Source organism: Colwellia sp. NW0002-52-1 (genome assembly GCF_057550865.1).
Window position 1 is genome coordinate 1 of the sequence record NZ_BAAJLU010000035.1, and the last position, 14,924, is coordinate 14,924.

9 protein-coding genes are annotated in these 14,924 nt (G+C 40.2%); 6 read left to right on the forward strand and 3 right to left on the reverse strand.

The features are described from left to right. The 3 genes from AC27H3_RS17735 to trmA form a co-directional block, all read left to right on the forward strand. Positions 1 to 3,667 (forward strand): OmpA family protein (locus AC27H3_RS17735; RefSeq protein ID WP_487108053.1); only part of this gene is annotated, 3,667 nt, incomplete at its 5' end. Then, on the forward strand, positions 3,667 to 7,437 hold the full coding sequence (locus AC27H3_RS17740; RefSeq protein ID WP_487108054.1) for a hypothetical protein: 3,771 nt from the start codon (positions 3,667 to 3,669) through the stop codon (positions 7,435 to 7,437). The genes AC27H3_RS17735 and AC27H3_RS17740, both read left to right, overlap by 1 nt. Positions 7,438 to 7,730: 293 nt before the next feature. Continuing rightward, positions 7,731 to 8,825 carry a tRNA (uridine(54)-C5)-methyltransferase TrmA gene (trmA, locus tag AC27H3_RS17745; protein ID WP_487108055.1) on the forward strand — a complete coding sequence of 365 codons (1,095 nt, stop codon included), beginning with the start codon at positions 7,731 to 7,733 and terminating at the stop codon, positions 8,823 to 8,825. On the opposite strand, the gene fabR is transcribed toward trmA, so the two are convergent. Continuing rightward, on the reverse strand, positions 8,806 to 9,462 hold the full coding sequence (gene fabR / locus AC27H3_RS17750; RefSeq protein WP_487108056.1) for an HTH-type transcriptional repressor FabR: 657 nt from the start codon (positions 9,460 to 9,462) through the stop codon (positions 8,806 to 8,808). The genes trmA and fabR overlap by 20 nt on opposite strands. A 231-nt stretch (positions 9,463 to 9,693) precedes the next feature. On the opposite strand from fabR, the gene AC27H3_RS17755 reads away from it, so the two are divergent. The 3 genes from AC27H3_RS17755 (at position 9,694) to AC27H3_RS17765 (ending at position 12,937) form a co-directional block, all read left to right on the forward strand. After that, complete coding sequence (locus tag AC27H3_RS17755) at positions 9,694 to 10,812, forward strand: fatty acid desaturase (protein ID WP_487108057.1); 1,119 nt, start codon at positions 9,694 to 9,696, stop codon at positions 10,810 to 10,812. 113 nt (positions 10,813 to 10,925) lie between these two features. Then, positions 10,926 to 12,368 carry a Si-specific NAD(P)(+) transhydrogenase gene (sthA, locus tag AC27H3_RS17760; protein WP_085306102.1) on the forward strand — a complete coding sequence of 481 codons (1,443 nt, stop codon included), beginning with the start codon at positions 10,926 to 10,928 and terminating at the stop codon, positions 12,366 to 12,368. A 77-nt stretch (positions 12,369 to 12,445) separates the two neighbouring features. Beyond that, the gene (locus AC27H3_RS17765; RefSeq protein WP_487108058.1) at positions 12,446 to 12,937 is read left to right on the forward strand and encodes a histidine phosphatase family protein; all 492 of its coding nucleotides are present in this window, start codon (positions 12,446 to 12,448) and stop codon (positions 12,935 to 12,937) included. A 22-nt stretch (positions 12,938 to 12,959) separates the two neighbouring features. Here the strand turns inward: AC27H3_RS17765 and AC27H3_RS17770 are convergent, their stop codons facing one another. Both AC27H3_RS17770 and hemE read right to left on the reverse strand, forming a co-directional pair. Further along, entirely contained in the window at positions 12,960 to 13,442 is a 483-nt protein-coding gene (locus AC27H3_RS17770) for a hypothetical protein (protein ID WP_487108059.1), read from the reverse strand. A gap of 207 nt (positions 13,443 to 13,649) precedes the next feature. Next, entirely contained in the window at positions 13,650 to 14,717 is a 1,068-nt protein-coding gene (gene hemE / locus AC27H3_RS17775; RefSeq protein WP_487108060.1) for a uroporphyrinogen decarboxylase, read from the reverse strand. Positions 14,718 to 14,924 lie beyond the last annotated feature (207 nt).

A 14,924-nucleotide genomic window follows, 5' to 3' on the forward strand; every position in this document is an offset into this window, starting at 1 on the left:
CTTGTTAGCTGCGAATCAAAGCTTAGTGCTAGGCGCAAGTGACATTATTACCTTAGTGCTTGAACTAACACCTGCCGGTAACTTAGGTCCTTATAATAATAGTGCGTTAGCCTCAGGAGTTAGTCCAAGTGGCAATAGCATTGACGATACATCAGACAACGGTATCGACCCTGAAGGTAATAACGGTGAAGGTGGTCTTGATGACTCAACGCCAATTACTTTTACCGAAGCTCCGGCCATTGGTATTGCTAAGTTATTAGTCGCAGAGCCTGTTAACAACAGCGATGGTACATATAACTTAAGCTACCAATTAGTGGTGGAAAACATCGGTGATATCTCTTTAAGCAACGTACAAATTGTCGAAGATTTACGGGCAACTTTCCCGGCACCTGCTACGTTTGTTGTGAACGCATTAAGTGCAAATACCTTAACGGTAAATGCTGATTTTGATGGCGAAAGTGATAGTAATATTTTAGCTGCTAACCAAAGCCTTGCCGTTGCCGCAAAAGATACTTTGTTACTCAGTCTAACCGTAACGCCGGGTACTAACCTTGGACCATACAACAATACGGTTGTTGCTTCAGGTCAAAGTCCAAGCGGTGCTGATGTTAATGACGATTCAGATAACGGTGCTAATACTATTGGCGACAATGGTGATGGAACGGATAACGATCCAACACCGGTTACTTTTACTGAAGCGCCAGCGATTGGTGTAGCTAAAACGGTAAGCGGTGAAATAGTCCCTACTGTCAATGGTAGTGTCGGCAACTTCGACGTACCATTTGCTTTAGTTATTCAAAACAATGGTGATGTACCTTTAACTAATATCCAACTTGTTGACGACCTCAGCGCACAGTTTGGTAGTTCCTATGTCAGTGTGAGTGAAGCAGCAGAGATTACCGCCTCTACTGCTGAAGAAACACCTAACTTAAACACTGATTTCCCAGCAAACTTATTTGATGGCATCAGTGGTCGTTTAATGCCTGGGCAAAGTATTAATATTAGTTTCACCTTAGAGTTAAACCCTGGCGCTGAAGAAGCAAAAGGTATAATAACTAACCAAGCAGAAGCTTTAGGTACCTCTACAGGTGGTGTAGAAGTTAACGATTTGTCAGATAGTGGAACTAACGCAAGTAACAACCCTGCTAACGGTGGTGACAACCCAAGCGCACCTGGTAACAGCAGCGGCGGTACCGATGATCCAACACCATTTGAATTGCCTGCAGGTAGCTTGCAAGGTGTCGTTTGGATTGATGCTGATCGCAATGATGCCCTCAACGAAGGTGAGCCGCTACTGATTAACTGGACGGTACAAGTAACCGATACCAATGGAAATATAATTGCCACCATACTCACCGACGAAAATGGCTTCTTCTCTATTGAGAATTTACCACAAGGTGACTACACCGTTGACTTTATGACTCCTAACGGTACAACTTTTTTCAGTACCGTAGTGTCTATTCCAGCGAATGAATCTGTCAATGTTCCAGTACCTGTTGATCCTAGTGGCGTGGTATACGACTCAATCACTCGTATCCCTGTCGCCAACTCATTAGTTAGTATTATTAATGACGCGGGCACAGTATTACCTGATGTTTGTTTACTGCCAAATCAGCAAGACCAAATTACTGGTGAAGACGGTTATTATTTCTTTTTATTATTCTTAGGCGCTGATCCAGCTTGTCAGCACAACGACATATTTACCTTAGTGGTTACTGCTCCTGAAGAAGAATATCAACCAAGCCATTCAAACTTGATATTGCCACAAGCTGGCGTTTTAGACCCTACAGGTCAGCAAAATCCATTTGCATTATCTAACTCAGCTACAGCACCAGAAATTGGCGATGACACTACATATTATATGGATTTCACCTTGGCCCAAGGTGATCCAGATGTGATCAACAACCATATTCCTGTTGATAAAATAGGTGTGAACCCAAGCATGATCCGCCTGACAAAAAGTGCTAACACAAAACAAACACTTATTGGTGGCTTAGTACGCTATAACATTCAAATTGAAAACATTAGCGAAGTTGATGTTGAAAACCTAACATTGATTGATTACCTGCCGGCAGGTTTCACTTATGTTGAAAACTCAGCCTATACCAATGATGCCGACGGTGAAATGCAAATAACAAGCAAACAACCACTGACCGTTTCAGGTATTGACGTACCCGCAGAATCGACTGTTGAATTTGTCTATATACTTCGCGTAGGTGCAGGTGTAGCTCGTGGTAAGCATATTAACCGAGTATCTCCTTACTTAGGCAGTGCACCAATTGGTAATGAAGCTACAGCAACCGTTATCGTTGGTGCGGATCCTGACTTTGAAGAAGTCACTATTCTTGGCAAAGTGTTTGACGATAGAGACAGTGATAATTGGCAAGACAGCGCTAATGCCTCAGCAGTGTTTATTCAAGGTGGCATTAATGAAAATAGTTATATCGCCAACAGTACCTTCATAATTGATGCTGATGGCCAACGCCCATTAGCCGATGCAAGTGCACCGCTAAATCACGGAATTGATTTAGGTGATTTAACGGGTCGCAGTAGTGAAGCCGATAAAGCTAGCAATCATCAAATAATTATTCGTCAGCAATTTAAAGACTTAGCCTTTACTGATAATTTAACCTTAACCACAGCAGAAGGTACTCATCTAACCATGAGTAGCCAAGGCAAAATAGTCGCCAACCCTGTAGGTAAAATGGCCGACGGGTTAACTGCGCAAGATTTACGTATTGAGCGCAACATCACCGTGCTAGCCAATGGCAACTATCAAGTTGACCTTGTAATTCAAAACCAGGGTATTCAAGAAATTGGTATTCCGGGAGTAAGAGTTGCTACTGTTGAAGGTTTATATATTGAAACCGACTTACATGGTCGATTCCATCTAGAAGCTGTCGACGTTGAAAACCTAGCCCGTGGTCGTAACTTCTACATGAAAGTTGATAAAGCAACGTTACCACCTGAAACAATTTTTGTTAGTGAAAACCCAAGAGTTAAGCGTATTACACAAGGTTTACCTGCACGTTTTGACTTTGCAATTCAACTAGCCAAGCAACAGTTAGGCGGTAATGAACAACATGCTTTAGTTAAACTTGGTGAGTTATTATTTAATGAAAATAGCGCTGAAATAAATACAGAGCATAAAGCGTGGTTAACGCAAATGTCCAACACCATTAACCAATATCAAGGTGGAACGATACAAATTACAGCTCAAGCACACACGCAGGCGTTAGCTTATGCTCGAGCCAACAATACCTATCAATGGCTATTGCCACTAATTCGTGAAGATCTACAGTCTTCGTTTAGTGTTGAATTAGTAGAAGAGGTTAATGGAAGTTTTGCCCCTATTGTAAACATTGCAACACAAACTCAACTTGGAAAGGTTCTATTCGAGTCTGACAAAAGTACAATAAAAGCAAAATATCAACCATTACTCGACAGCATAGCTAAGCAATTAGTGAATGCAGAAAATGGCCACTTAGCTATTACCGGCTTTGCCGACAACAGCGCATCAGAAGATTACAACCTAGCCCTAGGCTTGCGCCGTGCTAAAGCTGTATTCGAACAATTAAAAACACGCATGCCTGCAGAAGTTTGGGAAAAATTGACCATCAAAATACAAAAATTACAAATCGAGAATTCAATGAAGGAGGGTAAATAATGAGAAATTTTATCCAACGTCATTCACTAGCCTTTACCTGTAGCGTTTTATTAGCAGGCGTAACAACACATTCTTTTGCGAGTAACTTAAACACTAAAAGCAGCGAAGCTGTAATTGAAACAACAACCGAGGCTGAGCAACAAACACCGGTATGCCCACCCGGCGCATGTAAAACGGCACAAGGTTTTAGTGTTGAAATTATCAGCAAAGGCGAGCGAGCTGCAAGCGTAAACAAAACCCCGAACGATCGCCGAGTAGAATTAGCACTGAGTAAGCAAACACATGAAGTAGCAACGGCTGAAAAACAAGCTAAAACAGTCGTACAAGGTGACTTTTTGGTCAGAATGCCATTAGGTGGAATTTTTTGGGCTACAGAAGATCCTGCTATTACCGCCCCTAGGTTAAGCATTAGCGCACCGCAGGCGATAAAATTTGATGGCCTTAACAAGTACGATGCTAGGTTTAATTACTTTACCAACTATCCTGCGTTTATAGAACGCTTAACGTTAGTGGTTTATAAAGGTAACGATGTTGATTTAATTGACCCTCTTTTTAGCAGTGAATTAACCGAACTTGATAGCCATGGCGAAATATCATGGCAAGTTGAGCCGTCAACTTTGAACACGATGATCGCCGGCGATAGTTTACGTTACGTGCTACGAGCGTTTGATGCTGAAGGCAACATGGACGAAACAGAAAGCAAATTAATACAACTTGTTTCGCCTGAAGCTTACGACAGCGGTACATACCTAGATCAAGGTAACAACCAACAGTCGTTGCAAGCCAATAACTCAACTCAAAATCAATTTAATAACCAAAACACCTCTGCCAGTTTTACATCTAGCAATGTAACCACTGACACAAATACAGCCAGTACTGGCAGCTTTGGGACAAATGAACTTATCAAGCAAAACATTCCAATTACCGGTAGTCGTGTGCGTATTTTTGGCCAAGACATACCCGAAGGATACAGTATTGAAATTAACGGTAAAGACTACCCAATAGATTTAGAACGAAAATTTGCTAGCGAACATTTACTGCCAATTGGTAACTACGTATTTGACCTCACCTTAAGTGGTGAAAAAGGCACAATAACTAAACCACTTAAAGTTGATGTAACGGGTAAATATATGTTTTTAGCGGCGCTTGCTGACATCAACATCAGCGAAAATAAAGTGACGGGTAATATTGAACCATTAGCAAGCGACGACAGGTACGATGACGACTTACTCATCGAAGGTCGCCTTGCATTTTATTTAAAAGGTAAGGTTAAAGGAAAATATCTAATCACCGCACATGCTGATACTCAAGAGCGTGAATTATCACAGTTGTTTAATGGCTTTTTAGATAAAGACCCCGTAGATGTTTTTAGACGTTTAGATCCTGACAAGTACTACCCGGTTTATGGTGACGACTCAACCACCACACGTGACGTAGACACTCAAGGGCGTTTTTATGTCCGTGTTGATTGGGACAAATCTCTTGCACTTTGGGGTAATTACAACACCGGAATGACCGACACAGAGTACAGCCAGTACAACCGTAGTTTATATGGCGCAGTACTTAACTGGAAGTCAACTGAGTCAAATGCTTACGGCCAAGAAAAAAGTCAATTAAAAGCCTTTGTCTCTGAAGCACAAACCGCTTTAGGTCATAGCGAGTTTTTAGGCACTGGCGGTAGTATTTATTACTTAAAACATACCGATGTACTACCCGGCTCTGATAAGTTGGTAATAGAAGTTCGCAATCCAGATACCGGCATAACGCTAGATAGAATTGATTTAACTCGCGATGCTGATTACCAAGTTGACGAACTCCAAGGCCGTATTATTTTATCGCGCCCCTTACTCAGCTTTTCACGTAACAACGCTAATAGTATTATTCGCGACCAACCACTCGACGGAAATCAATTACTATTATTAGTTGATTACGAATACTTACCAAACGGCTTTAGCGCTGATCACTTAACCGCTGGCGGACGGGCTAAGCATTGGTTTAACGACCACATTGCCTTAGGTTTAAGCTACGTTGATGAAAATCGGGCCGGTAACGATTATCAACTTGCAGGAGCCGACTTAACCTTGCAAGCTGGCAAAGGTAGCTACATAAAAATTGAGCACAGTGATACCCGCAACAGCCAAGCGCCAGTGTTTTATTCAGACAACGGTGGTTTAACCTTTCAGCAAGTAAATATTATTGACGACGAACTAACAGGCAATGATAAATCTGGCGATGCCTTAAGTTTTGAAGCAAGAGCAAACCTAAAAGCTTTAGGCTACACAGAGCAAGAGCTAACGGCAGCGGCATGGCATAAAAATACCGGTGCAGGTTTCTCAATTGCTCGACGTGACTTAACTGAAGATATCACTGAAAAAGGGGTTGAAGTAACTGGCCAATATAGTCAAACAGGCCACTACAGTACCAGCATTACGAATCAGGAATCAGGTAATAATGAGCGTCAGCAAATCAGCTTCTTTATTCAGCAAAACCTTGATAACAGCGGTAATATCAGCGCCGAAATAAAGCAAATAAAAGAACAAATAAACCTGCAATCTCAAACCGGTTTGCTGGCTGCACTTGGCTACCGTCAACGTTTAACACCAAGCTTTGAGTTTTATGGTATTGCTCAAGGTACACTTGAAGCTGACGACGGCTATGAAAACAACGACTTAATCACGCTAGGCGGTAAATACATACTAGAGAGTCGCTCTAGCATTGGTGCAGAGTACGCTACAGGGCATCGTGGTGACACCGCTGCGCTTGATGTTGATTACCAAGTTAATAGCGATCACAATCTTTACAGTCGCTACAGTTGGTCAACCGATACAACTAGCCCACTACTTGCCTCTAACGATACCAACGGCCTTACCTTTGGTCACCGTTCAAGAGTGACTGATAGCCTAAACGTATTTAATGAAACGCAAACGATCAATGAAAGAAATGAATCAGGCTTTGTGCATGTTTTTGGTGTTAACTACCTGCTAAGCCAAGGCTGGAATTTAGGCGGTTCATTACAACATGGCGAACTAACACTGATTGCCGGTAATGTTGAACGCGACGCTGCTTCTCTTTCGTTAGGGTTTCGCGATAAAGATATGCAATGGCAAACAAAATTAGAGTATCGTGAAGATAAAGGCGCTGAAGAGCGTACACAGTGGCTTACCACCAATCGCCTAAATTACTTAATAAACGACTCTTGGCGTGTCGCTGCTAAATATAACTATTCAGATACTGAAGATGACATTAGCCCAGATGCCAATGCCACGTTTACTGAAGCGAGCGTAGGCTTTGCTTACCGCCCTTTTGATAACAACCGTTGGAACTTATTAGGAAAATATACTTATTTGTACGATTTACGCGGTTTGGCGCAAACTAACTTTGGTACCGATCAAAAGTCACAAATTTATACCTTAGAAGGTACTTACCGTTACAACCCTGAGTGGGAATTTGCTGCAAAACTAGGCCGAAGAACAGGAGAGTTACGCTCAGGTCGCGGTATTGGTGAATTCTTTAAAAGCACGGTTAACTTTTCTGCATTGCAAACTCGCTATCACATTATTAAACAGTGGGATGCACTACTTGAGTTTCGTAGTTTAAAAGTGGTTGAGTCAAACTCAACACGAAATGGTTGGCTTGCAGGTATAGATCGACACATAGGTCAACATTTTAAAGTTGGTGTTGGTTATAACTTTACTGATTTTAGTGACGACTTAAAACTTACTGATTACGAATACAAAGGTTGGTTTATCAACCTTGTTGGTAAGTATTAAACCTGTGTTAAATTAAGCGTATGCTTGAATAATTCACTCATATAAATAATCAGGTTAAAGCTGTTAACCGCTTTAACCTGATTTCATTCTTTTTCTTTTTATCTTTTCTTTTCTTTCCTTTTACACATCAGATTATCTCATTTCAATAATTAGTCGGTTTTGTTTGACTAAAGACTATGCTTAAAAAGCGATTTCTTCTAGAATACAGCCTTTATTTAGTAGACAAAAATTGGTCACTGGCTAGAATCTTCGCCTTTTTATTCAGCTATGATCATTTCCAACAAGGTATTTCAATGTTTAGTCATATTCACCCCGATAACTATCAACAACAGCTTGACGAAAAACAGCAAAGTATTTCAAATACTTTCGCTCAATTTGACTTACCAACTTTTGAAATTTATCCATCGCCTACGTTAAATTATCGTCAACGTGCCGAGTTTCGTGTTTGGCATGATGGTGACGACCTTTACTACATAATGTTCAATAGTGAAACTAAAGAAAAATTTAAGGTTGAAGATTTTCCCGTTGCGAGTGTGCTGATCAACCAATTTATGACCGCACTTTTAGCCGACATTAGAAATAACGAAATTTTACGCCAGCGATTATTCCAAGTTGACTTCCTCTCAACACTCAGTGGCGAAGTGTTAATTAGTTTGCTTTATCACAAACAATTAGACGAGCAATGGATTGAACAAGCACAACAGTTAAAAGCCCGTTTATCTGCCATTGCCCCCGTTGATATTATTGGCCGTGCGCGTAAGCAAAAAGTTGTGCTAGACAAAGATTTTGTTATGGAAACATTATCGGTAAATGGTGAAGAGTTTCATTACCAACAAGTTGAGAACAGCTTTACCCAACCTAATGCGAAAGTAAATGAAGCCATGTTACTGTGGGCACAAAACGCAACTAAAAACACCGGTGGTGATTTAATCGAGCTGTATTGTGGTAACGGCAACTTTAGTATCGCCTTGGCACAAAACTTTGATCGCGTATTAGGCACTGAAATATCAAAAACATCGGTTAAATCTGCTCAAATTAATATTGCAGCTAACAAACTAGATAATGTTGATATTGTAAGAATGGCCAGTGAAGACTTTAGCCAGGCAATGAATGGCGAGCGTGTTTTTCGTCGCTTAGAAGGTTTTGATTTAACCAGTTATAACTATCAAACCGTATTGGTTGATCCACCAAGAGCCGGGCTTGATCCTGACAGCGTTGAGTTAGTTTCTCGCTTTGAACGCATTATATATATTTCATGTAATCCTGAAACACTGCGCGATAACTTAGTTGAACTGGTAAAAACGCATAAAATTGAACATTTTGCTTTATTTGACCAGTTCCCTTATACCCATCATGTGGAAACAGGCGTTATTTTGTCACGCCTTTAACTTTAGTTTTTCGCAATTCGATAAGATTATCATTTCGAACACTGAACTCAAATGCACCTCGAGCAATAAACCGTAATTGTTTAATTGTTCGTTGTGCTAACGCGGCCAAATCCTTTTTATCGCTGTCTAACGCGTCAGATCCAGCACTAAATACAATAGTAACAGCAGCATTAGCTTGTAAATATGCTAGTTCAGCATCGAGCTTATTGGCTTGTTGTAAGTAATCGCAAAGTTCTAAGGTAAAGTAACGAATTTCACGATTAACCGCGGCACGAAATGCCGGCGAAGTTCCAGAGCGTTCACGTAATAACAACCGAAAAATATTACCGTTGTTTTCAATAAACTCCATAAAAGTACGTACAGAAATTTGAATCACTGAACCGCCCTTTTCAATACGCTGCCGTGCTTGTCGCATTAATTGGCGCAAAGTTAAACCAGCCTCGTCAACCAAGGTTAAGCCTAACTCGTCCATATCAGAAAAGTGACGATAAAATGAGGTAGGCGCCAGGCCAGCTTCTTTAGCAACTTCACGCAAACTCAAACTAGAAAAACTACGTTCACTACTCAACTGCCCCAAAGCAGCATCAATTAGTTGACGACGCGTTTTCTCTTTTTGCAGTGCTCTAATACCACTCATCGTCAGTATACCTATTATTTATTTCATGCTAAAACTAGCCTGGTATGATACTAAAAATCGTTAACATTACTAGTAAATTGATATTAATCCCTGAGCAACCGCTAAAATAATAATCACAATTATCATGAATAATTCATCAACAACACTTGACTCATCATCGAGTAAAGATAGAATAGCGTACATGTGTACACCGAAATACTTTTTGGTGCTTAAGCCCTAGATGGATAATTAATGAAAAAACCACCTATTATTTGGTTAAATGTATTTGTATTTAGCATTACCTTCTTATTCGCTGTTATCGCAGTACCTTATCGTGCATTTACTCATGGCTTTGATGCGACTGAAATTACTGCCGCTATAATTTGCTTTATATATTGTGGCATGTCGATTACTGCGGGCTATCACCGTCTTTGGTCGCATAGAACATACCAAGCTCATTGGTCTTTAAGATTAATTTACGCTTTAGGTGGTGCATTCGCATTACAAAATAGTGCTTTACATTGGTCTTCGGATCACCGCATTCATCATAAACATGTTGATAAAAACCATGTTGACCCTTACTCAGCAAAAATGGGTTTTTGGCATTCACACATAGGTTGGATGTTAAGAGATCATCAACCTAAGCAATATAACGACTACAGCAATGTCCGCGATTTACAAAAAGACGCTATTGTTGTTTGGCAGCATAAACATTATTTATTGCTCACTATTTTAATGAACTTTGGCGTGCCTATTCTATTTGGTTTATGGCATGGCGATATGATCAACAGCTTATTACTACTTGGCTTTTTGCGTTTAGTATTAAGCCATCACACTACCTTCTTTATTAACTCGTTAGCGCATATCTGGGGGAAGCAAACCTACACAGATAAAAACACCGCGCGTGATAATGGCGTATTAGCGTTTTTCACTTTTGGCGAAGGCTATCATAACTATCATCACATTTTTGAGAATGACTACCGTAACGGTATTCGCTGGTGGCACTTTGACCCTACTAAATGGTTAATTAAAGGTTGTGAGCACTTAAAACTTACGTCAAAGTTACGAGTAACACCTGAAGATAAAATTGAAAAAGCACGTTTATCCATGATCTTACTTCGTAGCCAACAGAAAATAGCGGCTCACCCTGATGCGGAGCAACGCTTAGAAAGGCTACAACATGAGTATGATGAACTTATTCATAAAGTTAATGAGTTTTATGCAGTGCGCAAAGCTTTACTCGCCACTAAGCGTGACCAGTTAATGGCTGATGTTGAGAACTCTGAAGTTATGGCGCAATATCAAGAAATTAAGCGTCGATTAGCAGAGCAACAACGCAGCTGGCAAAAAATGGTAGAAAAACTCGCGTAAAAACAGTACCAATACAGTGCCGATATACCAATTGAATGCATTAATTCAATTGGTATTAGATTTAATTCCTGCTAAAATTTTTACTATTGAAGCAGGAATTAAAGGGTTAACCGTTGAGTAAACAAGCAAAAGCCGAAACTAAGAAAGCAAAAAGTAAAACTAAAAGCTACGATTTCGATGCCATTATAATAGGCACAGGCCCTGGCGGTGAAGGCGCAGCCATGAACTTAGCCAAACGAGATAAGCGAGTTGCTATTATTGAACGCTATCATCACGTTGGCGGCGGCTGTACTCATTGGGGTACTATTCCATCAAAAGCCTTGCGACAATCCGTAAGCAGATTAATCGAATATAACTCAAATCCTTTGTTCAATGCTGGACAGAATGCTAAAGAATTAACCTTTCAAGATATTTTAGGCCATGCTTCGGCAGTTATTCGCAAGCAAGTAAATTTGCGGAGTGGCTTTTATAATCGCAACCAAGTTGAACACTATTACGGCGAAGCTTCATTTGTTGATGCTAATACCATTCAAGTACTGCGCGCTGATGGCACAATTGACACTATAACAGCGAAACAAGTTGTTATTGCAACTGGCTCGCGCCCATATCAACCCGACGATGTCGACTTTTCTCACCCAAGGGTTTATGACTCTGACAGCATATTGTCATTAGAACATTCTCCACGCCAAATTATTATTTACGGCGCTGGTGTTATTGGTAGTGAATACGCCTGTATTTTTCGCGGCTTAGGGGTCAAGGTAGATTTGATCAATACCCGTGATCGCTTGTTATCATTTTTAGATGATGAAATGTCAGACTCGTTAAGTTATCACCTATGGAACAACGGTGTTGTTATTCGCCACGGTGAGCAAATTGAACGCGTAGAAACAAATGAAGACAGTGTTATTGTGCATTTAGAGTCAGGCAAAAAAATGCGAGCAGACTGTTTATTGTTTGCAAATGGTCGCACAGGTAATACTGCTGACTTAAAACTAGAAAATGCCGGGTTAAAAGCTGACGGGCGTGGACAATTAAAAGTTAACGATTCATACCAAACTGAAGTTGAGAGTATATATGCTGTAGGTGACGTTATTGGCTATCCAAGTTTAGCCAGCGCAGCGTTTGACCAAGGTAGAATTTGTGCCAGTGCAATGCTTGACAGCGAATGCAAAACAAAACTTACTGTTGATATACCTACTGGCATTTATACTATTCCAGAGATAAGCTCTGTGGGTAAAACCGAGCAAGAGTTGACCGAAGCTAAAATTCCTTATGAAGTTGGTCGCGCACAGTTTAAACATTTAGCACGCGCACAAATTTCGAATAATTTAGTCGGCTCATTAAAAATTCTTTTCCATCGTGAAACCAAAGAAATATTAGGTATTCATTGTTTTGGTGAGAATGCTGCCGAAATTATTCATATCGGTCAGGCGATTATGCAACAAACCAATGGTGGCAATACCATTGAATATTTCGTTGAAACAACGTTTAACTACCCAACCATGGCTGAAGCCTTCAGGGTAGCGGCATTAAACGGATTAAACCGATTGTTTTAAATAAATATAAAAGGGCAAGGTTATGAATAACCTTGCCCTTTTTACTGTCTTACTTTTGAAAATTAACCGGAGTTAAAATGAAATATAGTTTACTCGTAGCTCTGTGCGTTTTTGCAATGCCAAGCTTTGCACAAGACAGTTTTAGTATTTACTTAGTACGTCATGCTGAAAAGCAAGCGGTAAAAGAAGATCCTAAATTAACGCCTTGTGGAAAACTAAGAGCTAGGCAAATCGCTAGCATGCTAGAGCACACAAACATAAAACATGTTTACAGTACCGCCTATCAACGCACTATGGCAACCGCAACGCCTTTTTCTTTACAACAAGATTTGCCAATAAAACAATATGCACCGGCTAAATTAGAACAATTTGCTCAACAATTACTACAACAAAAAGAAAATGTTTTAGTGGTAGGCCACAGTAACACCACACCACAATTAGCGGCATTGCTGAGTGATCTAAAAGTGCCAAACATAACCGAGAAAGCGTACCGCAACCTATACCAAATTCAGGTTAGCGAAAGTGGTAAAACCTTAACACTGCTAACTCAACCATTAACCTGTCGTTAATCAGCCTGTAATCAGCTTGCTGCTACATATCAGCTTCTTTTACTTTATTACCTGGGCTGATTAGTTCAATCTCGGTAATAGTAAAAGGTGTGCCCCACTGTTGAATGGTCATTACATTTTTAACTTTGCCTTTAATACGAACAACAGCACCATTTTGGGCAAATTCTTTCGCCATATTCATCGGTAATATTTTCTGACCAGAGTCAGTAATAATTCCGTAAAAGCCGCCTTCTAAATTTAAAAACTGCACACGACCACGTTGCCAGTCGCTAAAATCATCTTTTAAGCTTTGTTTTACTTCTGTCATTTTATCGCCTGTTAATGTTGGCGTAGCAACGAGTTTAGTCGCCGCTTGCTCAGGTGAACTTTCCTGCTCTTGTTTTACCAATTCTTTAGCCGCTTTGTCTGTTGCATTTTCAGCTTCGTTATCAGTTGAACTGCTACCACAGGCGCTAAGGGCTAAAGTGATAAGCAATGTTGATAATATTTTTTTGTTGTTAGTCATTTTACTATCCATTTAATGTCTGTTTCTGCTTCAAGCATACCTTAATATAAAAGTAATATATAGGTTATCTACGCCCTGCTAGTTTTTAAAAAATATCAATTACATCAATATCTCAGGCATAAAAAAAGGAGCTTTAAGCTCCTTCTAATTGGTTATCAGCGGTAAATCGTAATACCAATAACCTATGTTTTTAACGCCAGCAACTATTTATAAGTGATATGGCTTACTTAAACGGTGCACTGACTCAATAAAATGGCCAGCATGGTCTGGATTTACATCAGGGTGTATACCATGACCTAAATTAAATACATGGCCTGTACCGCCTTCACCAAAGCCTGACAGTATTTTTGAAACTTCTTGTTCAATACGAGGCATTGGTGCGTATAACATTGATGGATCCATATTGCCTTGCAAAGCAACTTTATCACCAACGCGCGCTTTAGCGTTTTCAATATCGATAGTCCAATCAAGACCAACAGCATCACAACCTGTTGCCGCTATATCTTCTAACCACATTCCACCGTTTTTAGTAAATAAGGTCACAGGAACTTTACGGCCGTCATTATGACGCGTTAAACCATCAACAATCTTCGCCATATACTGCAACGAAAACTCTTTATAGTCTCTTGGAGACAAAACGCCACCCCAAGTGTCAAATACCATTACCGATTGCGCACCAGCAGCTATTTGAGCATTTAAATATAAAATTACTGAGTCAGCCAACTTGTCTAATAACATATGTAAAATTTGTGGCTCTGCGAACATCATTTTTTTGATTTTAGTAAAGGCCTTTGAACTGCCTCCTTCGATCATATATGTTGCTAATGTCCACGGACTACCTGAAAAGCCAATAAGTGGTACATCACCATTTAAAGTCTTTTTAATCGTGCGAACCGCATTCATTACGTATTGTAATTCGCCTTCTGGATCTGGAATACCAATTTTCTCAACGTCAGCTTTGCATGTAATTGGACGTTCAAACTTAGGACCTTCGCCAGTTTCAAAATATAAACCTAAACCCATAGCATCAGGAATCGTTAAAATATCGCTGAATAAAATGGCAGCATCAAGTGGAAAACGACGTAATGGCTGAATAGTCACTTCACAGGCTAAATCGGCATCGCGACATACTGACATAAAATCGCCAGCATCTTTGCGTACTGCACGGTATTCAGGCAAGTAACGTCCTGCTTGGCGCATCATCCACACAGGAGTGTAGTCAACAGGTTCGCGCAAAAGCGCACGTAAATACGTATCGTTCTTTAATTCAGTCATCAAAAATCTTCTCCGCTATAATATGCGCGCATTCTAACACTTCAAATTTTATTGATCTATCTCCCAAAGCAAATCAGCGCACACTAACAGCATGATGAACGTTATTTTTGATAAAATATTTGCTTTTCGAGCTTATTAGAGAAAACTGACTACATGAAACATTTATTTGCCTAAATAGAATAAGAAGGCACATCTACATTTCAGCTA